Raw genomic sequence first — 24311 nt, 5'->3', positions numbered from 1 at the left:
ATGTCCATTATATCGGTCAACGATCTTGCCGTGTCCTTCGGCAGCGGTAACGATTTCAAGCAAGTGGTCAAGAACGTCGCCTTCGATGTTGAGCCTGGCGAAACCTTTGGCCTCGTCGGTGAAAGCGGCTGCGGCAAGTCGACGGTTCTCGGCGCTCTCGCCGGTCGCATCAAGGGCTGGAGCGGTTCCGTTTTGATAGACGGCGAGGGGGTGGGGCCGAAACGGTCGCGCTCGCAACTTGCCAAGCAGCAGATGGTGTTTCAAGATCCATTCGGCTCGTTGCATCCCCGCCATACAATCGGCCGAACGCTCTTGGAACCGCTGGAAATCCATGGCCTCGACCAGAGACAAGAGCGCGTAGAGCGGGTGCTGCGCGATGTTGGTTTGCCGCCTGCCTTTCGAAACCGTTTTCCGCACCAGCTTTCGGGCGGACAGCGCCAGCGCGTTGCAATCGCTCGGGCTTTGATACTCAATCCGCGCATTCTGCTCCTCGATGAACCGACTTCGGCGCTCGACGTGTCGATCCAGGCCGAGATCCTGAACCTCCTGAAGGATCTGCGGGAAAGGGATAAGCTGACATATGTTCTCGTCAGTCATGACATGGCGGTGATCGCTCATCTTTGCAACCGAGTCGCGGTGATGTTGGACGGCCAGTTTGTCGAGGTGGCCAGCCGCGAGCAGCTTCTGCAAGGCAGTGTTGAGCATCCCTACACACGGACATTGCTGGACGGCAGCAGGGGATATGTTCCGCCATGTAAGTTGGCTTCATAAATGCACTAGGTCGGCGATTGGCTGTTGAGGATTTACTTCTGCCCCCGAGCATTCGATGGCGAAGAGGTCAACGGCTGGCTTGTGGCGAGCGGCTTTTCCGTCGATTGCCGGAGATACCGCAACAGATTTTGGCTGGAGACCCGCCATGACAGGATTGTTTCTCATGCGCGCAAGGAACATTCGAGCACGCGATCAGCTCCTCAGCGTTTGTATCATCCGATGAATATGCTCGGCGCCGATGCCGCAGCACCCGCCGATGATTGTCGCGCCGGCCTCCACCCATGAACACGCGTAGCGCGAATAAGAGTCGCCGGTGAGGTCCTTTCGGGTCTTATGCAGACCCTCGTTCGCACTGGAGTCCGCCTGCTCGCCGTCGAAAGCATTGGCGTAGACGCCGATCTCAAGATGAGAGCCGTACTCGTTGAAGATGCGTGCTGCCGTTTCGACCGCAGCACGCATCACCTCCGGTTTGCTGCAATTGAACAAGAGCGCCTCGGCGCCGGACGATGCCGCCCACTTCGCCGCATCCTCCACTGTTTCCCCGGAGCGCAGCTTCGGTTCGCCTCCCGCTATCTGCGCCTTGTCGTCGGCCAGGGTGAACGAAATATAGAACGGCTTGCCGAACCCGGAAACGGCAGTACGGACAGCTTCCCCTTCGGCAATCAGACTAAGGGTTTCGCCGAGCCAAACGTCCACGTAGGGGGCCAAGTTGTCGACAAGGACCTTCAGATAGTCTTGCACGCGCGACGGATCGAAGTTGAGCGGTTCGTAGGACCCGAATATCGGTGGCAACGAACCGGCGACGAGAACACTTTGATCCGAAACTGCCGCAGCCGCTTCGCGTGCCAATTGACCCGAAAGCGCGATGAGTGCTGCCCCGTCCTTCTGAAACCGCTCCTCGCCGATGTGGAAGGGGACGAGTGCGTAACTGTTCGTCGTGATGATCTGCGAACCGGCCGCGATGAATTCCTCGTGGACCTTTCGCACGATGTCTGGCGAATTGACGAGGGCAAGCGCCGACCACTCGGGCTGCTTCAGTTCTGCGCCAAGGCGCAGGAGTTCGCGGCTCATGCCGCCATCGAGAATGCTAAGTTTATTCATGCAGAAAGCTCCATATGGGGATAGACGCTCCGGGGCACGTCATTCGGAAACGGGGACGGTCGAGGCAAGCAAGCGGTCAGGCAGTTAGGGTTGCGGCTGGGTTCGGCCGCGCGCAAATCACGTGTTTGGCTCCGATCGAAGTTACCGTCGCAACGGCACCTGTGCCTCAAAACGGCGGAATGCACTGGCGATGATGGCGGTGAGAACAAGATAGAAGACCGTGACGACGATCAGCGGCTCGTAGACAAGCAACGTGTCCTGGCGCACCATGCTGGCTACGGCATAAAGATGAAGCCCGGCTCGGTCGTCGTCGATCTTGCCGTCGAGCGCGGCGTCGCGGTCAGAAGAAAGAAGACGGTCACGAGCACCAGACCGGCGACGGCGAGGCTTCTGTGCGTGTTCCGCTAGGATCACCACGTCCGCCGGCCGCCTGAGGCCGGTCGCTATGACCGAGACCTGTAATTTGTCGTCAAGCGATCCATCGAACCTGGCGCCCAGGATGATTTCGGCATCCGCGTCGACCTGGTCACGAATGCAACTCGCTGCCTCATCGACTTCGAACAAGGTCAGTTCCCGGGCGGCCGCGATCGACACGAGAATGCCCCTCGCACCCCTTAGAGTGGCTTCCCCGAAGAGCGGGTTTTCTACAGCTGCTTTCGCCGCGTCGGTCGCGCGGCCTGGTCCTGACGCCTCGCCCGTCGCCATGACGGCCGGTCCCATGTCCTTCATCACGGACCGAACATCAGCGAAGTCAAGATTGATCAAACCTTCTTTCGTGATCAGTTCAACGATCGACATGACGCCCGAGTAGAGAATCGAGTCGGCCATTGAGAACGCCGTTTCGAGCGTTGTCTGACGATCCGAAAGGCGGAACAGGCTCTGGTTTGGAACGACAATCACCGTGTCCGCCGCATCGATCAATTGCTCGATGCCTTGCCTGGCCTGGCGGGCCCGGTGCGTTCCTTCAAAGCCGAACGGCTCGGTGACGACCGCGACAGTAAGAATGCCGGACTGGCGCGCGGCATGCGCAATAACTGGCGCCGCACCGGTCCCCGTGCCGCCGCCCATGCCGGCCGTCACGAAGCACATCTGCGTATCGGCCAGATGCGCCATAATCTGATCGATCGATTCCTCGGCCGCAGCGCGGCCGAGTTCCGGCAACGAGCCTGCACCCAGCCCCTCAGTGGCCGTCACGCCAAGTTGGACAATGTGCTGGGCTTTCGACATCGCAAGTGCCTGCGCATCGGTATTTGCGGCAATGAACTCCACGCCGGACAGGTTTCGAGCGATCATGTTGTTGACGGCGTTCCCGCCGCCGCCGCCAACGCCGATTACTGTAATCTTAGGCTTCCAGCCGGTCATCTTAAGCGAAGGCATCACAATCATCCCATTCGGTTTCAATCTTGGCGCTCGAAACGGCGGCGAGTGCCGGCTGATCAATACGGTGAAGCTTTTCACCGGGGCGTCGTGCCGCGGCTTCACTTCCAGGCGAGTGTTGTTGAGGCCGGTCATTCGTTCCAGCGCCGGAACAAAGCGCTCGCGTTCACACCCCCGAACCCAAATCCGTTGGTAATTGCATAGTCCATCTGCAAAGGCCGAGACTTGTTCGCGACAAAGTCGATTCCGTCGCCAGCGGGATCGGGCGCATTCAGGTTCAACGTTGGCGGTGCGACCTGATCCCTCAGCGCCAGGATCGTGAAGATTGCTTCCAGCCCACCTGCGGCGCCAAGGAGGTGCCCGGTCGCGGACTTCGTGCCACTGACCGCGATCCCTGCTGTCGAACCGAACACTGTCTTGATAGCCTCGATTTCCCCTCGATCACCGAGCGGGGTCGACGTGGCGTGAGCGTTGAGATGTTGGATATCATTTGGAGAAATACCGGCCTGATGGATGGCGATTTGCATGGCTCTCGCGGCGCCGGATCCGTCCTCGGGACCAGAGGTCACGTGGTAGGCATCCGCCGTTGTTCCATAGCCCACCAGTTCGGCCAGCGGCTCCGCCCCGCGAGCCAGCGCATGGCTCAGGGATTCGATCACCAAGATTCCCGCACCTTCACCCATCACGAAGCCGTCTCGCATCATGTCGAACGGCCGGGAGGCGAGGGCAGGGGTGTCGTTGAACCCGCTTGAGAGAGCCCGGGCGGCAGCGAAGCCTCCGAGGCTTACGGTGTTGATACATGCTTCCGTGCCGCCGCAGACGGCAATGTCCGCCTCGTTCGCCCGGATCATGCGGGCCGCGTCACCGATTGCCTGGACGCCGGCCGCACATGCTGTCACCGGAGCGCCGAGCGGCCCCTTGAGACCATGTCGGATGGATACCTGGCCTGCTGCGAGGTTCACCAGGAACGATGGAATGGTGAAGGGCGAAAGGCGCCGCGGCCCTTTCTGATCGACGGTTCGTACCGCGTCCGTGATCGCAGGAAATCCTCCTATCCCTGACGCAATGATCGTTGCCGTTCTGAGGCGGTCCTCTTCCGAGACAGGTTTCCACCGCGCCTGCGCAAGGGCTTCGTCTGCCGCCGCCAATGCGAAGAGGATAAACCGATCGACCTTGCGCTGATCTTTTGGCGGCAAGACGCTGTCAGGATCGAAGCCAGCTTCGGCATCCTCTTCCAGGAAGGGGACAAGACCTCCGACCTTGGCGGGCAGATCGCCGACGACCTCGTCAGGAAGACGACGGATGCCGGACTTGCCCGCCAACAGGCGAGTCCAAGAGCTGCTGACGTTGGCACCGAGCGGGCTGACCGCTCCCATTCCTGTTACGACGACACGACGCATGATGACTCCAGAAATAAAACACGCAATCTCGCGGACCACAAATGCTGAACCGGTTGAGAACTTGTCGTTCCGCTCATCACTCGACCGGCTCCGTGGCCGCGACACGCTTTGCTTCAGTCGCTGCTGCTTCAAGCAGACGGTCTGCCAGCTTCTCGTCCGTCACGATGCGTGACAGAGTGACCGCGCCAACCATGAGCGCGAGCATCGCCATGGCCTTGCGGGGTGCATCGTCATCGTCGCCGCTGGCCGGCAACAGTTCTTCGATAACCTGCAGGTGACCTTTGATCCCGTCCTGAAACGGCTTGCGGACGTCGACGCTCTGGCGAGCCGCATCAGATCCAAGGGCGACCAGCGGGCAGCCGTCTCCGGTTTCCCCACGGTGCCCTGCCGAAAGATAAAGATCGATGACGCCCTGAAGCGGATCCGCGCTCGATGCGGCGACCGAGGACCATCTGCGGGTCGCGCTTTCCAACGCTCGCCGCGACGCAAGTGCTGCCAGATCATCCTTGGATTCGAACTGCTTATAGAAGCCGCCCTGCGTAAGGCCGGCACCTTTCATCAAATCCTTGAGGCCGATGCCATCGAAGCCGCGCTCGCGAAAGAGCCTGCTGGCGACGTTGATGACCGTCTCGCGATTCGCTTCGGCCTGGGCACGACTGACCCTCATGATCGTCTCCTTTTAGATTTCAGTTGACATCTATAATGCTTTTAGAGTTAGATTGCAATCTAAGAATTATGCCGCCCCCGTCAAGAAGGCCAGTGCCATGAAACGAAAAATCCTCCTCTCAACAGTGGCAGTGGTCGCCCTCGTCGGTGTCGCCGCTGCGATTTTCCTACTCCCGTCGACGAGCAAGGATGCGGAGGCCGCGGATCCACGCAGTCTGGCTCCGCTCGTCAGCGTCACAAAAGCCAAGACCCCAGACACAGCAAACCGAAGCTTCACCGGCACGGTTGCTGCCCGGGTGCAGAGCGATCTCGGCTTCCGTGTTCCGGGAAAGATCGTCGAACGGTTTGTCGGCCTTGGCGAAGAAGTCAAAGCCGGGCAGCCATTGATGCGGGTTGACGACACCGATCTGCGCCTTGCTCTATCCGCAAAGCGCAACGCCGTTGCTGCGGCCAAGGCAACATTCATTCAGGTGCAGGCCGACGAGCGGCGGTATGCTGCCCTCGTCGAGAACGGCTTGGCAGCTTCTCCGCAGAGATACGAACAGTCGAAGGCAGCGTTCGACACCGCGACTGCCCAGCTCGCAGCGGCCGAAGCAGGGGCGAAGGTCGCGGAAAATGAGGCCGCATATGCGGTTCTCGTGGCGGACGCGGACGGCACGATCGTTGAGACGCTCGGCGAGCCGGGACAGGTGGTCTCGGCAGGCCAGCCGGTCGTCCGGCTCGCCAAAGCAGGACCTCGCGAAGCACTCGTTTGGTTGCCTGAAAATCTCAGGCCCGAGATTGGTGCCGTCGCGCAGGCCACCATCTATGGCCGGAGCACGACCGAAAAGGCGGCCCTCAGGCAGATCTCCGATGCCGCCGATCCTCAAACCCGTACCTATGAAACGCGCTGGGTATTGCAGGGTTCTGCGGGGTCCGCGCCCTTGGGGGCAACGGTCACGATAAGCCTGCAGAACGAAGCGGCACAGTTACATGCCGAGGTCCCCGTTGGCGCGCTTCTCGATGACGGTGCTCGCACGGGTGTCTGGGTTTTGGATGAGCAGAGTTCCAGTGTTCATTTCCGGGAAGTGAAGGTCGAGCGGGTCGGCGAAGAGAAGGCCATAGTCTCGAACCTGAGGGCCGGGGAGGCGATCGTTGCCCTTGGAGCGCATCTGCTTCGGGACGGCGCAAGTGTGCGCACCGGCGTGGAAAAAGCAGAGGCGGCAAACTGATGAGCTTCAATCTCTCCGCGCTCGCTGTTCGTGAGCGAGCCGTCACCCTGTTCTTCATCGTCCTGCTGGCCGCCGCCGGCGCCTATGCCTTCGTCAAGCTGGGCCGAGCAGAGGACCCGTCATTCACCATCAAGACGCTGACCGTTACCTCTGTTTGGCCGGGTGCGACCGCGCGCGAAATGCAGGATCTGGTCGCCGAACCGCTCGAAAAGCGCATCCAGGAACTGACCTGGTACGATCGTGTGGAAACGACTACGCGACCCGGCTACGCCTTCCTGACAGTGACGCTAAAGGACAACACTCCAGCGTCGGCCGTCGAGGGAGAGTTCTATCAAGCGCGCAAGAAACTTGGCGACGAAGCTCGTAATCTTCCTCCAGGAGTGATCGGTCCTTTCGTCAACGACGAGTACTCCGACGTCAGCTTCGCCCTCTATGCCTTGAAGGCGAAGGGCATGGCCATGCGTGATCTCGTGCGGCAGGCCGAGACGATCCGTCAGGACATGCTTCACGTCCCGGGCGTAAAAAAGATAAACATTCTCGGCGAGCAGCCGGAACAGATTTTCGTGGAGTTTTCCTATTCCAAGCTGGCAACGCTTGGGATCTCGGCGCAAGACATCGCTGCTGCCCTGCAACGACGCAATACAGTGACCCCCGCAGGATCGATCGATACGCAGGGTCCCCAGGTGTTTATCCGGTTCGACGGTGCCTATGACAGCGTCGAGTCGATTGCCGAGACGCCGATCGTCGCGGGTGGACGTGTCCTGAAGCTGTCGGATTTCGCCGAGGTGCGCCGCGGCTATCAGGATCCCGCCACCTATGTCATTCGCCATGACGGCGAGCCCGCCATCATGCTTGGGGTGGTGATGCAGCAGGCCTGGAACGGGCTGGAACTCGGCAAGGCACTGGAAGAACGATCTTCCAAAATCGCGGAAAGTCTGCCGCTAGGCATCACGCTCGCAAAGGTGAGCGACCAGGCTGTCAATATCCAGGAAGCCGTCGGCGAATTCATGCTGAAGTTCGCCATGGCACTCGGCGTCGTCCTGTTCGTGAGCCTCGTTAGCCTGGGCTGGCGCGTCGGTATCGTCGTAGCGCTTGCCGTTCCGCTGACGCTCGGCGTCGTCTTCCTGATCATGCTGGAAACCGGGCGGTTTTTCGACCGCATCACACTTGGCGCGTTGATTCTCGCACTCGGTCTGCTCGTCGACGATGCCATCATCGCCATCGAGGTGATGGTGGTGAAGATGGAAGAAGGCATGGACCGCATCAAGGCGGCCGCCTATGCCTGGAGCCACACGGCCGCCCCGATGCTGTCCGGCACCCTGGTGACGATCATCGGGTTGATGCCGGTCGGCTTTGCCAGATCAACCGCCGGCGAATATGCCGGCAATATCTTCTGGATCGTCGGTTTCGCGCTGATCGTCTCCTGGATCGTGGCGGTGATCTTCACGCCGTATCTCGGCGTCAAGATGCTGCCCGCAATCAAGCCGGTGGAGGGCGGTCATCACGCCATCTACAACACCCCGAATTACCGGCGCCTTCGCAGCCTCATCGAGTTCGCGGTCCGTCACAAGTTCCTGACCTGCGGTCTCGTCGGTGTCGTCATGGCCGTCTCGGTCGTCGGCATGGGATCCGTAAAGCAGCAGTTCTTCCCGACGTCGGATCGCCCCGAAGTTCTGGTGGAAGTGCGCATGCCGGAAGGAACCAGCATTGAGACGACCACTGCAACGGTCGAGAAACTCGAAGGCTGGCTGAAAGAGCAGCCCGAAACGAAGATTGCCACCAGCTACGTCGGCCAGGGTGCACCGCGCTTCTTTTTCGCCATGGCGCCCGAACTGCCAGACCCGGCATTCGCCAAGATCGTCGTGCTGACACCCGATGCGCATGGACGCGAAGCCTTGAAGCATCGCCTGCGCGCGGCGATCTCCAACGGCCTTGCGCCAGAAGCTTACGTGCGGGTGACACAACTCGTATTCGGCCCTTATACGCCGTTCCCGGTCGAGTTTCGCATCATGGGACCGGATCCGGATGAATTGTATAAAATCTCCGAACAAGCCCTCGCAATCATGAAGACTGTGCCCGACCTTCGCCAAGCAAACCGCGACTGGGGCAATCGCACACCTGTACTGCGCTTTATTCCCGATCAGGACCGGCTCAACCTTATCGGCCTTTCTCCTTCGGAGGCCGCCCAACAGATGCAGTTGTTGCTGAGTGGGGTGCCAATCACGCAGGTTCGCGAAAACATTCGTAACGTTCCGGTAGTCGCGCGCAGCGCCGGTGAAAACAGGCTCGATCCCTCGAGGCTGGCGGACTTTTCGCTGATGAGCAGGAATGGCCGTCCGGTTCCGCTCGATCAGATTGGCCACTCCGAGATCCGCTTCGAAGAGCCGATCATGAAGCGCCGCGACCGCACTCCGGTCATCACCATCCGCTCGGACATCAACGAGGCAACGCAGCCGCCGGAAGTTTCGCAGCAAGTCATGCAGGCACTTCAGCCGCTGATTGCTTCGCTACCCGTCGGCTACCGCATCGAAATGGGTGGCAACATCGAAGAGTCGCTGAAAGCGAACCTGGCCCTCGTCCAGATTTTCCCGGCCATGATTGCCGCCATGCTCATCGTCATCATCCTTCAGGTTCGGAGCCTGTCGACGATGACGATGGTGATGCTGACGGGGCCGCTCGGGCTCGCAGGAGTGGTTCCGGTCTTGCTCGTCTTCAACCAACCTTTCGGTTTCAACGCTATCCTCGGCTTGATTGGATTGGCCGGCATCCTGATGCGCAACACGTTGATCCTGACGGAACAGATCAAGGAAAATCAGGCGGCGGGTCTGGATGACTACCATGCGGTCATCGAAGCCACCGTGCAAAGAACGAGGCCGGTCATCCTGACGGCGTTGGCTGCCGTGCTCGCATTCATTCCGTTGACGCACTCGGTCTTCTGGGGATCGATGGCCTATACGCTGATCGGCGGCACGGCCGTCGGAACAGTGATGATCCTGCTGTTCCTGCCGGCGCTTTACGCGACCTGGTTCCGGATCAAGCCGCCTAAGAGGGAGCCGCATCCGCAGTCGGAGGAGGGGGCTCCCAACCTTAAACTGGCGATTGCGGCGGAGTGACCCTCATGTCCAGTCTATGCACTCGCCTGGCCGACCCTGAGAAGGAAAAAGACAGCGGCTCAGCATCGATGGTCCGGAAAGCCCATTGGGCGTCCCGTGGACCTAAACCGAACAGTCAAGAGTTCGAGGTATATTCCACAGATTCGGACGGTGTTGTTTTGGCGCGGTGGCGCAAACTTATTCTGGATGTCGCGGAAGAGCACATTCGCCGTATCGGTCATCGCAAGACAACAGTTGCTGACATAGCGTTCAACCTGGGTGCAAGCCGAGCGAGCGTGTATCGTTTTTTTCCCACGAGAGCGGCAATAGATCAGAGTGTCTGTGCCCGGATTGCGAACAGGACCCTCGACGACGCGCGCGAAATCTCGCAAGGGAGCGCTCCGGCAAGCATCAGGCTTGCTGAGATGTTCGCCGCTCTTCATCAACATACTCAGTTGCAACTGGTGGAAGAACGGCACAGTCACGAGCTTTTCGTCGCCGCCACAGACGGCAAGTGGGAGGTCGCGAAGTGGTACTTCGATGAAATGACGAGGATATTTGAAGCGACTATTCGTGAGGGCTTGGAGGCCGGGGAACTCAAGGGCGGGGATGCAGGCAACGCTGCTCGCTGCGTTATGGTGGCGCTAATTCCGTTCGTTCACCCGCGCCTCATAGAGGAGCGGATTGCGAAGGGCGGCGATTTGAAATCTGAACTCGAAGCCCAGACCCACTTCGTACTGCGGGCTCTAGCGAAGGTGCCGCGATGACCAGGTGCTCAGTTCCCAGAGACTGATGGTCATCCCCTGAAATTTGTCGTTTCGGTTCAATCAGCGTCAGTTGTCGCCCCTACAGATCGGGCTGACGGAGGCCTAGCCGCCTTTCGGCACGATCATGCAAGTCGAAGTGCCGTGCGCGTGAACTTTACCCTGCAACGTCTCTATTCTTCCCTCCAGGATTATGATGGTCCGGCTCCGCGAAAGGACATGGCCTACAATTCGCAATTCTCCGCTATCGGCGAGGATCGGATGAACGAACTTCACTGACGTTTCCAGGGTGGGACATAGTTCACCGGGCTTGAGCGTCGTATGCGCAGCGAGCGCCATGGACGTGTCCAGCATCGTCATGCTCCAGCCGCCGTGCACGGTGTTCAACGTGTTGACAAAACGTGGTTCGGGAGAAGCCCTCAGTTCAACGGCGCCTCGTTCGGTGACAGGAGGAGGAACGGCAGCAACTCTGCCATCGGTGGGCGTGGCCGGCTTCCTTTTGCAAGGCTTTGTACGAACGCAAGGCCAGTGAGTGTTGCCGAATTCGACGACGGGTTGGTGGATGTCAGGGGTTCGCTTCCGTGTGTCATTGCTGGGTCAGCCTCTTTGGTTCCATGTGGGAAGTTCCGCAACTGGCGCGGGGCCGATTGCCTGCTCACCATCAAACTCGTGCTTCTCTCCGGATGCGCCGTTCACGGAGATTTTTAACCCTCCTCGTCTGAGGCCACTTGATTTTTTATATTATGAATGACATCTAAAAGCAAGATAGATTGCAATCAAAATCTATCAAAATTATGCTGCCGCGCGTCAGCCTGCCTGATGAGCCACAGGTCAGAACCGAAAACAAATTGGATAGAGGAGGCCACTGTGCCCGAACAGAAAGTTGTAGTGATCACGGGGGCGTCCTCAGGGATTGGCGAGGCAACCGCCGGTCTTCTCGCGCAGAACGGCTACCGTGTATTCGGCGGCGCGCGCGATCTGAAGCGGGCCAGATCGATTTCCGGCGTGACGTTCGGGACCCTGGATGTGACTGATGACGCATCCGTTGCGAGCTTTGTCGATTGGATTCTGTCCGAGGCCGGAAAGATCGACATCCTGATCAATAATGCCGGTGTTTCTTTGGCGGGCCCGGTCGAACACACTTCGATTGCGGAAGCAACGAAGGTCTTTGATGTCAACGTCTTCGGCCCGCTTCGCATGATCCGCGCCGTCCTGCCGTCAATGCGAAGCGAACGCAGCGGGCTAATAATTAATATCAGCTCAGTTCTGGGCTTCCTGCCGGCGCCGTTCATGGGAATCTACGCCAGCACCAAACACGCTCTCGAGGGCATGTCCGAATCTCTCGACCACGAGATCCGCGACTTCAACGTGCGCGTTATCCTGATGGAACCAACGTTCACGAACACCAATCTCGACGTGAATGCCGCGAATACGGAGGCGCCCTTGGGCGTTTATGCCAGCCAGGCCGAAGCGACGATGAAGACTGTTCTGGCTAAGATCAAATCTGCGCCAGCTCCGATCTTGGTTGCAGAAAAAATCCTGGTCGCCCTCAAGAGCCCGTACAAAATGCGTCAGCCTGTCGGGGGCAAGCGACTCTTCTAAGCCGCCTGCGCAGGTTCATGCCAGCAAAGGCGGTCGATGGGAGTCTGCGAAAGACGTTCGGATTTGGTAAGGCGCGATCCTGATAGGCCCGGTTGAATTGTCCGGAGCTTAAGGGCGTGTACACGTCGAGGTCCCTCAGGCTTCCCAAACAACTCGAGCAGTTCGCTCGCCTGGCGCTTGCAGGGCCAGATGTCGTCGCCTTCGGCAGCGCTCGTTCGATCGCTGCCGTTTGCTCCGTCTCCCCCACCTCGGCCACATGCCTTGCTACCGCCCTTGGCTTCGACAGTTTTCGGGATTTCAAGTTATTCTTTCAACGGCACCTAAGGAGAACTGCGAACTCCTAGACCCGCTGGTGTGTTTATTGGGCTTCGGTCGGCCGAGGCCTCTGCGGCGGCCACCTTTATCTCGTCGAGGCGAGTAACGGTCAGCGACCGCTCTGGGGTCAGCACCGGAAATTGCGGGCGCTATAGGCGAATGACAGCGTTGGGTCGAGACGGGACGATCGCAGCTTCCGAGGTTAACGTCTGGAAGTGGCGAACCGCGACCTCCAGGGTCGTCGCCGCCAACGTCTGCTTTTCGGACGTGGCAAAGCTGGTCTCTACGGCCGAGATGGGGCGCAATGCTGTCGTTTGCAGACCTAAGCGTGGACGCGCCTTACGGGCCGGACAGAACGTGCTTCCAAGAGCCCTGCAAGTCGTGTTGCTGTGATGTTCACCCTTTGGGCCACGAAGATCGCATAATGTATTATCTGTATCGTTGGATCGGTTTAGCTGCTTAGCCGCCTGCTCCGCTACCGAATGTTTGAGCATACCAGATACCTGTGCTGCACGAAGGACGCCCCTGCAACCTTCTACTGGCATACAAAGTTCCAATGAGAGGCGATTCTGGCTAACGGCCATGTCGAGGTGGAGTGCGGGAGGGTTAATCGGGACCTGTCCGCCAAGGAGCGGCGCGTCGTCACGGTCGATGGCTGACTTTGAGCTGACGGGCATAGTATGCGCAAGGAAATTTGGCCCGGCGAACGTGCGGGTCCGGTGATCCGTGACTGCCTCCGGGGGCGGAGCGGGGTGGTTTTCTAATCTAGCTACTGCGGCGATGTTACAACGTGAACCGGGTATCGATCATGCGCGACTCGGTAGGCTTCTCGCCGTTGAGGTGGTCTTCGATCAACCGCGCGGCTTCACGGCCGATTAGATCGCCGGAGGGGCGAATCGTGGTGAGGGGCGGATTGCATGCAGCGCTGAAGCTGAGATCGCCGAAGCCGACCACGGCCAGCCGGTCCGGCACGGCGATTTTCCGCCGTTCGCACGCGAACAGTGCGCCGAGCGCGATGTGATCGTTCGAACAAGCGATACCGTCGGTGTCGGGATGGAGCCGCAAGGCTTCCGCCAAAAGCATTGAGCCGATTTCAGCAGAGGCCGTATCTGGATGTTCGGCGACCTTGGCGACCGCGCCGGCGGCGTGCGCAGCTTGCAGGAAGCCGTCACAGCGTTGTTTGGCGCGTCGGTCCTGATGCATGCGGGCGCCGAGGAAGACAAGATTGCGGCGACCCTGTTGGATAAGGTGTTCTGGCACCGCAACGCCGACCTGATCGTGATGAAACCCGATGGCTGCGTCGATCTGCGGACGCCGAGCTCCCAGATTTCGATAACGGGAATGGTGACGTTGGCGAGCAGGCGGCGCGTTGCGGCACTATGCGACAGTCCGGTTAGGACAATGGCTGCCGTTGCCCATGACAACGCCATGCGCACCAGTTCCTCTTCTTCTTGCTCGTCATATTCGGTGTGGCCGAGGATGAGTTGCAGGCGCTGCTTCTTGAGTGCTGTCTGCATGGACGCGACCGTCTCGGCAAAGAACGCGTTGCGCACTGAAGGGACAAGGATGCTAACAGCGCGAGGAAGTCGCCACCGCCATCGACGCCGGCGAGACCGCGCATAAACTCTGGGCCAAGCGCACCGCCAAAGAACGCGCCAAGGTGCTGAACACCTGGTTCCAACTCATCCTCGAGAATGCCGATGATCTGGCGCTAATCCTAACTTCGGAACAGGGCAAACCGCTTGCAGAGGCCAGGGGCGAGGTGATCTCCAACGCTGCCTGCCTCGAATGGTTCGCCGAAGAGGCCAAACGCATCGACGGCGATATCATCCCCGGCGCCAATGCGGGCCAGCGCATCATGGTGCTGAAGCAGCCCGTCGGCGTCTGCGCCGCCATCACGCCATGGAATTTCCCGAACGGCATGATCACCCGCAAAGCCGGGCCGGCACTGGCCGCCGGCTGCTCCATGCTCCTAAAGCCCGCCTCGCAGACGCCGCTCTCGGCGTTGGCGCTCGCCGTGCTCGCCGAGCGGGCGGGCGTACCAGCGGGCGTGTTTTCCGTCGTCACCGGCGAGGCGCGGCCGATCGGCACGGAGTTCTGCCAGAATCCGAAGATCGCCAAAATCACCTTCACCGGCTCGACCGGCGTTGGCCGCTGGCTGATGAAGGAAGCCGCGGACGGCATCAAGCGCCTTTCCCTGGAGCTTGGCGGCAACGCGCCGTTCATCATCTTCGACGACGCCGATCTCGATGCGGCCGTGGAAGGCGCCATGATCTCGAAGTTCCGCAATGCAGGGCAAACCTGTGTCTGCGCCAACCGCATCTATGCGCAGGAAAGCGTTGTCGAAGCTTTCACGGAAAAGCTGCTGGCCAAGGTCGCGACACTGACGCTGGGCCGAGGCACGGAGGCCGGCGTTAGCCTGGGCCCGCTGATCGACGATAACGCCGTCGCAAAGATGGAGGAGCATGTGGCCGACGCGCTCGAAAAGGGCGGGCGGCTGCTCGCAGGCGGCAAGCGCAGCGCACTCGGCGGTAGCTTCTACGAGCCAACCGTCATTGCTGGCGTCACCCAGTCGATGAAAGTTGCCAGCGAAGAAACCTTCGCTCCGCTCGCGCCCATCATCGCCTTCAAGGATGAAGCCGATGTGATCTCCATGGCGAACGACAGCGAGTTTGGCCTCGCCTCCTATTTCTACGCCAAGGACATAGCGCGTGTCTTCCGTGTCGCCGAGGCGCTGGAGGCCGGAATGGTCGGCGTCAACACGGGCATGATCGCAAACGAGATGGCGCCGTTCGGCGGCATCAAACAGTCAGGTCTCGGGCGCGAGGGTTCGAGGTACGGCATCGAGGGCTTCCTCGAGTTGAAGTATGTCTGTGTTGCCGGACTGTGAAGGTGGGCCTTCGACTACGACATTCTCGTCATCGGCGGCGGCATCAATGGCTGCGGCGTCGCGCGTGACGCGGCCGGCCGCGGCTACAAGGTACTGCTAACCGAAATGAACGACTTCGCCAGCGGCACGTCTTCGGCCTCCACCAAATCCTGCAGAGCGCGCTCGTTTGATTTTTCAGACTATGTTGGACTAAATGTCCTCGGTCTGCCAAAAGTCCTTGAGGACGCGATTGCCGTTATCTTATAGAACGGGGTCGGGCGACCGATTGACGTCACGTTGCTGCCGCGAGATCACGCTGGCCGTCCTACTATTTTTTGCCTTCTGACTCCGGTCGGCAACGGTAGCGGGTACGTTTTTCCCGTCGGATCGATCTGCTGGACCCTTGCAGCAACCCGGGTCGCTTTGGCGGTCAGTATCGTGGTATCGCCGGTTCGATTCCCATCAAGGCGGCCCGCCTAAACAATGACGGAGCTGCAGTTCCGATCCCTTCGAGGCGTGGTGGGCCACACCTGCCTGCGTCATTCATGAAAACCAGTCAGAATGACCTTCCCAAATAGCCCGCCGGCCTCCATTCGTCGATGGGCGTCCGATGTAGCCGTGATTGGATATACCGCGCCAATGACCGGCCGTAGCTCCTTTCCCATCATCGGCAGCATCTCGTCCCGGAACCGGCGGATCATCGCTCTCTTCTCCAACCGCGACCTGGATTTCATGACCGTGCCCATCAATTGTATGTGGTTGTGAAGCAAGATATCGAGAGGAATAATGGCATTGTCATCGCGCCCCAGCAGGCCGACCTGAACGAGGCGACCGCCCGGCGCGAGGCTTCTGATGTTGCGCGCCAGATAGGACCCGCCGACGAAGTCGATGATCAGATCCACACCGCGAGAAGCTGTCGCGTCAATGCTCTCTGCCTCGAAGTCGGCCTGCTTGTAGTCGAACACAGCATCTGCACCGAGCGATAGCACATTTTCGATGTTGCTTGTGGACGCCGTGGCCAACACCGTAGCTCCGACAGCCTTTGCGAGTTGAACGGCAGCCGATCCGACTCCGCCCGCGGCAGCATGAACGAGAACTGTCTCACCTTCCGCAGCTTTGCCGAGGTGCGAAAGCGCCTCCCAAGCAGTCACGAAACTTTCCATGACCGCGGCTGCGTCGATGAAGGACAGGCCGGCCGGAATGACCGCGGCCATGCCGCTGTCGAGACGCGCATACTGGGCATAGGCGCCACCACCGACAATGCCCATGACAGGGTCGCCAACGGCAAAGCCGCTGGCTGCCTTTCCGACGGCTATCACTTCTCCTGCGACCTCAAGGCCCAGAATGTTGCTATCGCCGTAAGTCTGAGAACCGTAGACACCTTCACGTTGAAGAAGGTCAGCGCGGTTTACACCTGCCGCCATGACCTTAACCAGGAGGTCGTCGGGACGCACCTCAGGCATTGGAGCTTCGCCAAGCCGCATGATATCTGCGCCTCCGAAGTCATCGAAGATGATCGCTTTCATCGCAAGGGTCCTTACTTCGAAAGCGCGCGCCGGGCGATGCTGGCGGCAAATAGCGGAGTTTCGCGCCGGTTATGGTCTCCGCCTGCAGCCTGGCGGGCTGCTGCAGCGTCTTCATAGGTGACGCCACGGTCTTGGATAAAGGTCATGAACGCATCCGTCGGATGGGCGGTGACCTTGTTGGTGTAGCGCGTCCTGCGGTCGTCGATCTTCTCGGCAATGAGCTCCCAGACGACATTGACCTGGGTGCGTCCGTTGGCGGTGAAGACATCCGAAATCGAGTTCATGCGGCAATAGGCTGGTTCAGCAACCTCGGCGACATAGTGCTGCACGACGAGGCCCGAGCCGATCTGCTCGACATTGATCGACATGCGACGGCCGTCGTCGGTCCAGGTGACGCCGGCTGCGATGTGGTCGGGCGGGCAGCAGCCGAGATATTCGGCTTCGGGCAGGTTGAAGAGCCAATCGGCGATGTCGATCTTTTCGAGCGGAACGTCAATCTGTGCGGAATAGGCGGATTGTGAGAGAATTGTATCGAGGACCTTGACCATGGGAGTGTTCCTTCTGTTTGGTGAGCAAAACTGCCCGTTGACGAGAAGGAATGTGCTCCTGATGCCCTCGAATGATAACCAACTGAATGGTCGGAACGGTTTTGCGTCGTAGGCAAAGATGAGGGACCCACGCTTCGCCGAACATCTGGCGGTTTATGTCGACGTCGTCCGCGCGGGCAGCTTTTCGGCCGCGTCCCGGCGTCGGGCTGTCACTCCCTCGGCTATCGTCCGTCAGGTCGATGCGCTTGAGCAGGACCTGGGAGTCCCGCTCCTTGTGCGCTCTACACGGGCGCTATCTTTGACGGACGCGGGACGTCACCTTTTTGAACGGGCGCAGCGCTTGCTTGACGATCTCGCCGATACCCATGCCGAGGTTGCAGCGTTTGACAGTGCGGTCAGCGGCACGCTGCGGATCGCTTGCTTCCCGACCTTCGGAAAACGCTATGTCATTCCTGTTCTGGCGTCGCTTGCGCAGCAACACCCGAGCTTGCATGTCGAGCTGGATCTGACCGAGCGGCTGGCCGACCCGGTTGCAGAGCGGCTCGATTTGGTGGTGAGAATGGGAGAGCTATCGGACAGCACGCTGATCGCGACCAAACTGGCACCTCACGATCGCATCGTCGTGGCGAGCCCTACTTATCTTGAGCACTATGGCGTGCCGGACAGTGAAGACGCGCTCCGCCAACATCGTGTCCTCGACAAGCTCCATGGCAATGATCTTCTTGGCTGGTCGCATATTGTCGGGGCGCCGACTGCAGAAACTTGTGAGCACGTCGTCTTCCGGTCCGACGATTTTGAAGCGTTGAACGGGGCCGCGATCGAGGGAATGGGTGTGGCATTCCTGCCGAGCTGGGTCTCAGGACCTTCAGTCCAGGTGGGTGACCTTGTGCGCCTTTCGCTATCGGGCGAAGGGTGGAATGAGAGGCCTTCGGGGATCTACCTCCTGCGCGCGCTCCAAGTGCCATCTGCCAAAGTCAGGGCATTCACAGAGGCGCTGAAAAGTCATATCGGGGCTCCACCACGCTGGAACTGAAGGGGCGGTGACCGCAAGCTGGCTTCCCTAAAAGCCGACGCGATAGCCGCCAGTCATAGTTGCAGTGGTGCGGCAGAGTCCGTTCAAGACTCCCACGAGGATTTACCAGCAGCAGCAAGCGGCGCGATCTGCTGGCTGTTCAGACGATTGGTAAATTACCAGGAGCAGAACGCTTATTGGTGGGCCCGGCAGGACTCGAACCTGCAACCAATCGGTTATGAGCCGACGGCTCTAACCATTGAGCTACAGGCCCCACCAGCAAAGTTTCTAAGGACAACACTCCGATTGATCAAGCTCAGGTCGCGATGAATTTCTTCGCAAACTCTGGCTCTAAGAGGGGATTAGGTCCGAGCCGTCGACGTCAGCAATCTCATATTCCGTCCCAACATCCCCGATCGCCGCCTGTTCGTATAACCAGTCACTGGCACGCCGTGGGCGGAGACGCAGCTGATCTCCCGCAAGTCTGGGGTCGAGACGACTGGCCGATGAAGGCGCTTTGCGATGATCGCCTCGGTTTGAGATGCGCGCGTACGATCGGAAGTGAGAATCTCGACGTCGCTGCCACCAGCCAGTCGCTCGGACGCTACCCTCGCATCAATCTCACCACGTAGAATTTGACCTGTGTCATACCAGCCGCCGATAGACCGGAAAAAGCCTCACGACAAATAGTCTTTCATGAGGCTTTTTCCGGTAGTTCTCCTCGAACTTGCTATTGAGGCGACAGTTTCGCGTCGACGGGAAGCAGTTTCGAGTTGTGGTCAGCGTGATGGCGAAGTACTGAACGGATAGCAACTGTTCGTTGTCGCGGAAAGTGAGGGGGACACGTGAAGGTCTTCTTTGATGTGGACGGCGTGCTGATCGACGGCTGGCATGCGGATTTCGCCCGTCGCAAACCTTGGGATGTGACGATCGAAGCCGACTTGGGCGTCGACCGCGATGCGTTTCAGCTCCTATTCTTCGGCAACCCGGCAAAGGGGGCTGCCTCGCCTATGTTCGAATGTGTCACCGGACGCCGTGACCTGAAGGAAGCCTTGGCAGCCGTTCTTCCCCAAACCGGGTACAAGGGCGGGGTAGATGACTTCGTGCGCTATTGGTTCGAGAAGGATTCGAACATCAATCCCGAGGTTTTCGACTTGGTCCGGAAGTTACGCGAGCGCGGAGCACAAACCTTCGTTGCGACTGGCCAGGAGCATCATCGCGCGGCTTACTTGTGGAACGAGCTGCACTTCGCAAACCACTTCGATCGGCTCTTTTATAGCGCCGAGATCGGCGTGCCGAAGAAAGATCCACGCTTCTTCGAGGCCATCAATCGGGCGCTCGAGATCGACCCCGAAGAGCGACCGCTGTTCTTCGACGATCAGCCGGAAATTGTCGAGCTGGCCAGCCGTGCCGGATGGGATGCGGCTATCTTCACCTCAGCACGGAACATTCAAAAGCACCCGCGCCTCAGAGATTTATGGGTGTAGCAGAATTCAAGTTAGCCCATTCGGCAGGCGAGGGATACAAAATGCGCCTTAACCAAGTGACAGTGACTATGGCCGACCTGGATGCGGGTTGGCGGTTCTACTGCACTCTCGGTCTCAAACCCATCGTGGACGCCCGTCCTCGCTATGCACGTTTCGTCTGTCCGGACGGCGACAGCACCTTCTCATTATATCGAGGTGAGAACGGTGGCGGCGGGACTTCGATATATTTCGAGTGCGAGAACGTGGACGAGACTGTCTGCAACCTGAAGGAGGCTGGTCTTGGGTTCGTCAGCGATCCCGAGGATAAGAGCTGGCTTTGGCGCGAGGCAGAGCTGTTTGATCCCGGCGGTAACCGCATCATTCTGTACTTTGCTGGACCGAACCGTATCGATCCTCCATGGCGGGTCACGCGTCTCGAAGAGAGAAGGATTATGCCGTCGTCCTGTAAAGTTTATGCTTTAAATAAAGGAAAGGCCTGCAATTACAAAAACGTCTGTCTTCCCACACCTACTCTTGGGCAGAATTCGGGGGGAGCGGGAAAAAGCTGGGGTTAGGCTGCGAGGTTGAGCTTTGCCTGTTTGAGACGGCCGTCCGCGACAGCGGCTCGGACTTGAAGAACCCGATGAGCGCCGATTGGTGTCCAACGCATTTGCCGCTTCTTATTCATACGGGCATTGACGAGGCTGTTGGCGGCACTTTCCGCCGGCGAACTGGATATCGGCTGACCGGACCAGTATCGCCGACAGTAGTTGACGATCGAAGCTGCGTTCTGCCCCAGGTAGGTGCCAAGATTGTTGATCAGCTCGTATAGCCGCCTGAGTTTGCCGGGGGCGTCGCGAAATCCGGCATGCTGATCCAATTGGGCGAGCATCTGCTTTACGGCTTCGCTTGCCTCTCGGACATATCCGCTCCAGAGGAGATGCCGAAGCCTGGGCACATGGACCGCAACGTTTTGCAGATAGACATCCAGATTTTGCAGATGCCTGATGCCCTCCCAGGCCTGCTCAATGTGCCGCAGCCGCATCGACAGGTGAAACCAGTCGAGAATATGCGTGACGGGCTGGCGTGTTGCGCTGAGGACGATGCTCTGCAGTCCGACCTCTCCGTCACTAAAGACGGTGACGTCTCGGCCAGGCAGCCATCCTTGCGCGCGCATCGCCGCGCGAACGATATCGTGTTTGCCGGTAGCGATATTCGGCGCACCGGCAAACTGACGCGGTGCTCAGCCTAGCGCAACAACGCGTCCCATCGCGATCTCGAAATGCCGGCTTTGATAGCCGGGAACCGCGCGAATATAGGCGCCATCTATGAAAACGGAAACGGGAGACTTGCCGGCGCGACTGATACGATAGGGGCCTGCGACGTCCCACTTTTCGATCTGATCGGCAACCTCGCCCAGCCGGTTGCTCACGGTTCGATGATTATGAGGCCGCGTGGCCGGCACAAAGATATCAAGTACACGGGCTGCTTCTCGAAATGACAACCGGGAGCCCAGTTCGGCTTGGATGCGCTCCAACTCCGGGGTAGCTCGGCCATTCAACAGGGTTTCGACGCATCCCGTGCCCAACCTCGCAGTCGATCCGCATGCACAGCTGCACCACCGCGGCACACGCACGTGGCAAGATCCAAAGAGCGAATGGATCGTGCGGTACCTACTATCATGCACCGAGCGACGGCGATTACAGTCCTGGCACTTCCGATCTCGCTGGGCGGCTTGATCCGTCTGAAACTGCGTCAGTTCCTGTTGTAGGCGCCGCTGTATCTCCTTGGCTTCTTCGAGGGAGAGGCCAAAATCGTTGAGACGGGCCCCATCGAGAGACCGGTCGACCTTGGAAATTTCGCAACGCTGCGACACGCCGTCAATGCCAACAAGCTCGACCGAGATGATCATCTTTAATTGCGACGCCAACGAATGCCCCTTCAGTAAAGGCACCTGCTTACCCGAATTTTCTTACCCCCACCTTTTTCCCGCTCCCCTCATTGAAATCGTTGCGATGAGAGTCTCATGATTAAGTGCAAAACGACATTAGCCGACAAATGACTTGCCGAAATTGATGTCGCGCAAGACCGTTCCGCTCAGACGCAAGCAGCCGCCACCCGAAGCTATTTGCCAAGCGACAACCTGATGTAGCGCCCGATGATAAGCGCGGCCGGATAGAGGACTTCCTCTTCAGTCCTGGCGTGCAGGATCAGCTTCTCGGCGAAGTCCATATATTTCGGCTTGTTCTCGGCCTTCGCCGCCGCGACCAGTTCGCCAAGCGCTGCCACGATTTGCTTGTGCTCGGCTAGCATTCCATCCAGTTCGGTCTCCAGTCTGTCTGTTAGAGTGAGGACGTCGGCCATCTCGGGCATTAAGGTCCCCTTCGCCAGGGTTGCGAGCAGACCCAGCGGAGGGAGTGCGAATTCTTCTTCGCGGATAAAATGCGGGTGCAAGAGTCTTGCGACCTCTTGTGCGGCTGCCCCAACACGGCCGCCTTCTTTTGTTGCGTCGACCAGTTCCCCGTGAAGTTCGGTGTGCTCCGTCTTGAGCGGTTCAGGGATCTTCCATTCCATGGCTTGCTCCTTTGACGCGGCGCCGAGCCACGGGACATCAAAGGGCACCCGATTCGGTCCCGCGGGGACGGCGGCTCCATCCCCGCCATCATAGGCTCTCCCGGAGAATGGGCAATCTGGTGTCAATCCATCATGCATGGTCTCGGCAACTGGTCCAGCATTCCACCACCAAGCTCTGTTCTTGTGCGTACGATTGTGCAAGTGAGATCGCTCCGAGCCACGCGGCCCACCGGGCCAACTATGCAGACATTTGCGACATCTTGCGTTGTTACGCTATGGCGCGGCGACGGCTGTACGCTTCCTGAAGCGACGGCCACTTCGACTCGCTGCCGGCGAGCGCGATGAGCGCGTCCGTCTTCAGCACGGCATTGGAACGCCCGGCCGTTGCGATCCCACCGCAGTCCACCAGCCTGCTGATGATCCTCGAAACGGTTTCGATGGACATCGCGAGATAGTCGGCGATGTCCAGGCGCGTCATCGGCAAATCGATGACCGTGCCTCGGTTCTGCACCTGGCCGCGTGTCATCAGCAAGAGAAAGGTGACCAGCTTTTCCTCTGCATTCCTTCCCGAAAGCAGCACCATCTGATCCTGAGTTGCAGCCATCTCATCACAGAGTTTCGAGTACGGTTGCTCGTTGAGGTGCGGCTCGCGCTCGCTCAGGCTGCTCGAAGCAGTGTTTCGGCAAGCGACGGACTTCGACGGGCGTGATCGCCTCAACGGTGTAAAGGTAATACCCCTCGGCGAAACGCCGAGCAGATCTCCGTTAGATGCCTACAATCTTAGGGTGAATGCTGCATGTTGGAAAACTAAACGTTGACGCGGCAATCCAAGCCCCTTATAGATGCGGCATCGATCTTTTGCTTGCCGAGCTTTGTCTACCGCGCGATTGGCACCGCGCCTTAAGCGAACTTCCCTTTCAAAAACAGTCGGTTTCTACCTGCGCAGCATAGGCTGCGCGGTTCCTCACTCTATGCTTTGAAAGGGTTCATCATGACCACAGGCACAGTAAAATGGTTCAACTCCACCAAGGGCTTCGGCTTCATCCAGCCTGATAACGGTGGCGCAGACGCGTTCGTGCACATCTCCGCTGTCGAGCGCGCCGGAATGCGCGAACTTGTCGAAGGGCAGAAGATCGGCTTCGAGCTCGAGCGCGACAATAAGTCCGGCAAGATGTCTGCTACCAATCTGCAGTCCGCCTAAAATTGAGATTTGCTTCCCTTTGACCACGGATGTACTGGCACTGCCGGAAGCTGTTTCAACAAGGCCAGGCGTTTTGCCTGGCCTTTTTTGTTTCGGTTGCTAAGCCGAACTAGTTGAGGTTCCAATGATAGAAGCACACAGCAAATCCCGCCAGCAGGCGGAGATCGCCTTCATGAAAGTCCGGACGCAGTTCTTCTCCAAAAACAACGCGATAGAAGAGGTGGAATCCGTCGCTCAGGCCCGGGATGCCAAGACTCTCCGGCTTCGAGAGGCACGTCTTGCAAAGGAGTTGGCCGACCGCTTGTCGGCGCCACCCTACCTCATCGCCAAACGCGCCAAGGCGCGCTGATCTCTGCTACACTCACTATTGGGATAAGAATGAAGAACGCCAGAAAAAACGAAGTCTCCGACCGCCGAGCCGCATCCGCTGACGCCAAAACTGCTCTCCTGAACGCCTACCGAGCGGCAAGGACTGTGGCGGAACCAGCTAGGATGGCAAGGCAGGCCGAACGCGCAGCCATTGCCACCGCTCGTGAAGAGCGGCGTGTTGAACGCGAGCGTCTGAAGCTTGAGGAGCAAAAGCGTATCGAGACCGAGGCGACAGCGCGGCAGGCAGCCGTTGAGGCGGCGGCAGTCGCCGAAACCGAAGCGCGGGCGATCGCCGAAAACCCACGTATAGCGCAGGGATCGAAGATGAGGCGGTGCGGAAGGACAACCGCGACCGGCGCTATGCCAATCGCAAGGCAAGACAAGGATAGCTTTTGCTGCCACCCGACAGCATGGCGATGTCATTCTCGGGACACTCAAAACGAAAGG

Annotated in this window: 19 protein-coding genes, 1 tRNA gene and 8 pseudogenes; 14 read left to right on the top strand and 14 right to left on the bottom strand. The window is 59.3% G+C overall.

Annotated features, from left to right (window positions below; genetic code table 11):
• Entirely contained in the window at positions 1-771 is a 771-nt protein-coding gene (locus ACTJKE_RS29245) for an ABC transporter ATP-binding protein (protein WP_440693277.1), read from the top strand.
• Between the two features lie 192 nt (positions 772-963).
• Here the strand turns inward: ACTJKE_RS29245 and ACTJKE_RS29240 are convergent, their stop codons facing one another.
• From ACTJKE_RS29240 to ACTJKE_RS29225, 4 genes and pseudogenes are all read right to left on the bottom strand, one after another.
• The gene (locus ACTJKE_RS29240) at positions 964-1872 is read right to left on the bottom strand and encodes a homocysteine S-methyltransferase family protein (protein WP_440693275.1); all 909 of its coding nucleotides are present in this window, start codon (positions 1870-1872) and stop codon (positions 964-966) included.
• 390 nt (positions 1873-2262) lie between these two features.
• A pseudogene (ftsZ, locus tag ACTJKE_RS29235) lies at positions 2263-3258 on the bottom strand (cell division protein FtsZ); the annotation flags it as partial.
• A gap of 122 nt (positions 3259-3380) precedes the next feature.
• A complete protein-coding gene (fabF, locus tag ACTJKE_RS29230) occupies positions 3381-4649 on the bottom strand; it encodes a beta-ketoacyl-ACP synthase II (protein WP_440693273.1) in 1269 nt (422 codons plus the stop codon).
• Positions 4650-4725: 76 nt separating this feature from the next.
• The gene (locus ACTJKE_RS29225; protein ID WP_440693271.1) at positions 4726-5316 is read right to left on the bottom strand and encodes a TetR family transcriptional regulator; all 591 of its coding nucleotides are present in this window, start codon (positions 5314-5316) and stop codon (positions 4726-4728) included.
• Positions 5317-5413: 97 nt separating this feature from the next.
• Between ACTJKE_RS29225 and ACTJKE_RS29220 the strand changes: the two genes are divergently transcribed.
• From ACTJKE_RS29220 to ACTJKE_RS29210, 3 genes are read left to right on the top strand one after another with little or no spacing between them, the layout of a single operon-like run.
• Positions 5414-6526 carry an efflux RND transporter periplasmic adaptor subunit gene (locus ACTJKE_RS29220; protein WP_440693269.1) on the top strand — a complete coding sequence of 371 codons (1113 nt, stop codon included), beginning with the start codon at positions 5414-5416 and terminating at the stop codon, positions 6524-6526.
• Positions 6526-9639 (top strand): efflux RND transporter permease subunit, encoded by a 3114-nt coding sequence (locus tag ACTJKE_RS29215; protein WP_060520123.1) that lies wholly within the window; start codon positions 6526-6528, stop codon positions 9637-9639. Before ACTJKE_RS29220 ends, ACTJKE_RS29215 begins: the two co-directional genes overlap by 1 nt.
• 5 nt (positions 9640-9644) lie before the next feature.
• Positions 9645-10385, top strand: a complete 741-nt coding sequence (locus ACTJKE_RS29210; RefSeq protein WP_440693267.1) for a TetR/AcrR family transcriptional regulator — start codon at positions 9645-9647, stop codon at positions 10383-10385.
• A 102-nt stretch (positions 10386-10487) separates the two neighbouring features.
• Here the strand turns inward: ACTJKE_RS29210 and ACTJKE_RS29205 are convergent, their stop codons facing one another.
• Positions 10488-10760, bottom strand: a complete 273-nt coding sequence (locus ACTJKE_RS29205) for a PaaI family thioesterase (RefSeq protein WP_244496895.1) — start codon at positions 10758-10760, stop codon at positions 10488-10490.
• Positions 10761-11249: 489 nt separating this feature from the next.
• Here ACTJKE_RS29205 and ACTJKE_RS29200 point away from each other — a divergent pair.
• Positions 11250-12067 (top strand): annotated as a pseudogene (locus ACTJKE_RS29200) (oxidoreductase).
• 1015 nt (positions 12068-13082) lie between these two features.
• Here the strand turns inward: ACTJKE_RS29200 and ACTJKE_RS29195 are convergent.
• Together ACTJKE_RS29195 and ACTJKE_RS29190 are read right to left on the bottom strand one after the other, a co-directional pair.
• Positions 13083-13559, bottom strand: coding sequence for a substrate-binding domain-containing protein (locus ACTJKE_RS29195; protein ID WP_060539287.1), 477 nt, complete (start codon positions 13557-13559; stop codon positions 13083-13085).
• Positions 13560-13681: 122 nt separating this feature from the next.
• A pseudogene (locus ACTJKE_RS29190) lies at positions 13682-13816 on the bottom strand (LacI family transcriptional regulator); the annotation flags it as partial.
• 65 nt (positions 13817-13881) lie between these two features.
• On the opposite strand from ACTJKE_RS29190, the pseudogene ACTJKE_RS29185 reads away from it, so the two are divergent.
• Positions 13882-15189: pseudogene (locus ACTJKE_RS29185) on the top strand (NAD-dependent succinate-semialdehyde dehydrogenase); the annotation flags it as partial.
• A 21-nt stretch (positions 15190-15210) separates the two neighbouring features.
• Entirely contained in the window at positions 15211-15435 is a 225-nt protein-coding gene (locus ACTJKE_RS29180; RefSeq protein ID WP_440693359.1) for an FAD-dependent oxidoreductase, read from the top strand.
• A 272-nt stretch (positions 15436-15707) separates the two neighbouring features.
• Here ACTJKE_RS29180 and ACTJKE_RS29175 read toward each other — a convergent pair whose 3' ends face one another.
• Both ACTJKE_RS29175 and ACTJKE_RS29170 read right to left on the bottom strand, forming a co-directional pair.
• Positions 15708-16694 (bottom strand): NAD(P)H-quinone oxidoreductase, encoded by a 987-nt coding sequence (locus ACTJKE_RS29175; RefSeq protein ID WP_060520128.1) that lies wholly within the window; start codon positions 16692-16694, stop codon positions 15708-15710.
• Positions 16695-16705: 11 nt separating this feature from the next.
• Positions 16706-17242, bottom strand: a complete 537-nt coding sequence (locus tag ACTJKE_RS29170) for a hypothetical protein (protein ID WP_060520129.1) — start codon at positions 17240-17242, stop codon at positions 16706-16708.
• 118 nt (positions 17243-17360) lie between these two features.
• On the opposite strand from ACTJKE_RS29170, the pseudogene ACTJKE_RS29165 reads away from it, so the two are divergent.
• Both ACTJKE_RS29165 and ACTJKE_RS29160 read left to right on the top strand, forming a co-directional pair.
• Positions 17361-17546, top strand: a pseudogene (locus tag ACTJKE_RS29165) (helix-turn-helix domain-containing protein); the annotation flags it as partial.
• 36 nt (positions 17547-17582) lie between these two features.
• Positions 17583-18275: a substrate binding domain-containing protein gene (locus ACTJKE_RS29160; RefSeq protein ID WP_244496896.1), complete on the top strand. Its 693-nt coding sequence runs from the start codon at positions 17583-17585 to the stop codon at positions 18273-18275.
• A gap of 177 nt (positions 18276-18452) precedes the next feature.
• On the opposite strand, the gene ACTJKE_RS29155 is transcribed toward ACTJKE_RS29160, so the two are convergent.
• Both ACTJKE_RS29155 and ACTJKE_RS29150 read right to left on the bottom strand, forming a co-directional pair.
• A tRNA-Ile gene (locus ACTJKE_RS29155) sits at positions 18453-18528 on the bottom strand.
• Between the two features lie 88 nt (positions 18529-18616).
• Positions 18617-18916 (bottom strand): histidine phosphatase family protein, encoded by a 300-nt coding sequence (locus ACTJKE_RS29150; protein ID WP_440693357.1) that lies wholly within the window; start codon positions 18914-18916, stop codon positions 18617-18619.
• 183 nt (positions 18917-19099) lie between these two features.
• On the opposite strand from ACTJKE_RS29150, the gene ACTJKE_RS29145 reads away from it, so the two are divergent.
• Both ACTJKE_RS29145 and ACTJKE_RS29140 read left to right on the top strand, forming a co-directional pair.
• The gene (locus ACTJKE_RS29145) at positions 19100-19741 is read left to right on the top strand and encodes an HAD-IA family hydrolase (RefSeq protein WP_440693265.1); all 642 of its coding nucleotides are present in this window, start codon (positions 19100-19102) and stop codon (positions 19739-19741) included.
• Positions 19742-19782: 41 nt separating this feature from the next.
• Positions 19783-20160: pseudogene (locus ACTJKE_RS29140) on the top strand (VOC family protein); the annotation flags it as partial.
• A 131-nt stretch (positions 20161-20291) separates the two neighbouring features.
• On the opposite strand, the pseudogene ACTJKE_RS29135 reads toward ACTJKE_RS29140, so the two are convergent.
• From ACTJKE_RS29135 to ACTJKE_RS29125, 3 genes and pseudogenes are all read right to left on the bottom strand, one after another.
• Positions 20292-21650: pseudogene (locus ACTJKE_RS29135) on the bottom strand (ISKra4 family transposase).
• Positions 21651-21844: 194 nt separating this feature from the next.
• Positions 21845-22294 (bottom strand): hemerythrin domain-containing protein, encoded by a 450-nt coding sequence (locus ACTJKE_RS29130; RefSeq protein ID WP_058329602.1) that lies wholly within the window; start codon positions 22292-22294, stop codon positions 21845-21847.
• A gap of 268 nt (positions 22295-22562) precedes the next feature.
• The gene (locus ACTJKE_RS29125; protein ID WP_245296275.1) at positions 22563-22898 is read right to left on the bottom strand and encodes a helix-turn-helix domain-containing protein; all 336 of its coding nucleotides are present in this window, start codon (positions 22896-22898) and stop codon (positions 22563-22565) included.
• A 387-nt stretch (positions 22899-23285) separates the two neighbouring features.
• Here ACTJKE_RS29125 and ACTJKE_RS29120 point away from each other — a divergent pair, with 387 nt between their 5' ends.
• The 3 genes and pseudogenes from ACTJKE_RS29120 to ACTJKE_RS29110 all read left to right on the top strand — a co-directional run bounded on the left by ACTJKE_RS29120 (position 23286) and on the right by ACTJKE_RS29110 (position 24253).
• Positions 23286-23495, top strand: a complete 210-nt coding sequence (locus ACTJKE_RS29120; protein WP_034806062.1) for a cold-shock protein — start codon at positions 23286-23288, stop codon at positions 23493-23495.
• A 124-nt stretch (positions 23496-23619) separates the two neighbouring features.
• Positions 23620-23844, top strand: a complete 225-nt coding sequence (locus ACTJKE_RS29115) for a hypothetical protein (protein WP_058329603.1) — start codon at positions 23620-23622, stop codon at positions 23842-23844.
• A 29-nt stretch (positions 23845-23873) separates the two neighbouring features.
• A pseudogene (locus ACTJKE_RS29110) lies at positions 23874-24253 on the top strand (DUF6481 family protein).
• The last annotated feature ends 58 nt before the right edge of the window (positions 24254-24311 follow it).

The organism is Ensifer sp. 22521 (assembly GCF_052044795.1).
Classification (GTDB): domain Bacteria; phylum Pseudomonadota; class Alphaproteobacteria; order Rhizobiales; family Rhizobiaceae; genus Ensifer.
This window is presented reverse-complemented; position numbering and strand designations above follow the sequence as displayed.

Bases quoted from the DNA above. Each gene is read 5' to 3' on its own strand.
- ACTJKE_RS29245 (WP_440693277.1), top strand. From the start codon at position 1: ATGTCCATTATATCGGTCAACGATCTTGCCGTGTCCTTCGGCAGCGGT.
- ACTJKE_RS29240 (WP_440693275.1), bottom strand. From the start codon at position 1,872: ATGAATAAACTTAGCATTCTCGATGGCGGCATGAGCCGCGAACTCCTG.
- fabF (WP_440693273.1), bottom strand. From the start codon at position 4,649: ATGCGTCGTGTCGTCGTAACAGGAATGGGAGCGGTCAGCCCGCTCGGT.
- ACTJKE_RS29225 (WP_440693271.1), bottom strand. From the start codon at position 5,316: ATGAGGGTCAGTCGTGCCCAGGCCGAAGCGAATCGCGAGACGGTCATC.
- ACTJKE_RS29220 (WP_440693269.1), top strand. From the start codon at position 5,414: ATGAAACGAAAAATCCTCCTCTCAACAGTGGCAGTGGTCGCCCTCGTC.
- ACTJKE_RS29215 (WP_060520123.1), top strand. From the start codon at position 6,526: ATGAGCTTCAATCTCTCCGCGCTCGCTGTTCGTGAGCGAGCCGTCACC.
- ACTJKE_RS29210 (WP_440693267.1), top strand. From the start codon at position 9,645: ATGTCCAGTCTATGCACTCGCCTGGCCGACCCTGAGAAGGAAAAAGAC.
- ACTJKE_RS29175 (WP_060520128.1), bottom strand. From the start codon at position 16,694: ATGAAAGCGATCATCTTCGATGACTTCGGAGGCGCAGATATCATGCGG.
- ACTJKE_RS29170 (WP_060520129.1), bottom strand. From the start codon at position 17,242: ATGGTCAAGGTCCTCGATACAATTCTCTCACAATCCGCCTATTCCGCA.
- ACTJKE_RS29130 (WP_058329602.1), bottom strand. From the start codon at position 22,294: ATGGAATGGAAGATCCCTGAACCGCTCAAGACGGAGCACACCGAACTT.
- ACTJKE_RS29125 (WP_245296275.1), bottom strand. From the start codon at position 22,898: ATGGCTGCAACTCAGGATCAGATGGTGCTGCTTTCGGGAAGGAATGCA.
- ACTJKE_RS29120 (WP_034806062.1), top strand. From the start codon at position 23,286: ATGACCACAGGCACAGTAAAATGGTTCAACTCCACCAAGGGCTTCGGC.
- ACTJKE_RS29115 (WP_058329603.1), top strand. From the start codon at position 23,620: ATGATAGAAGCACACAGCAAATCCCGCCAGCAGGCGGAGATCGCCTTC.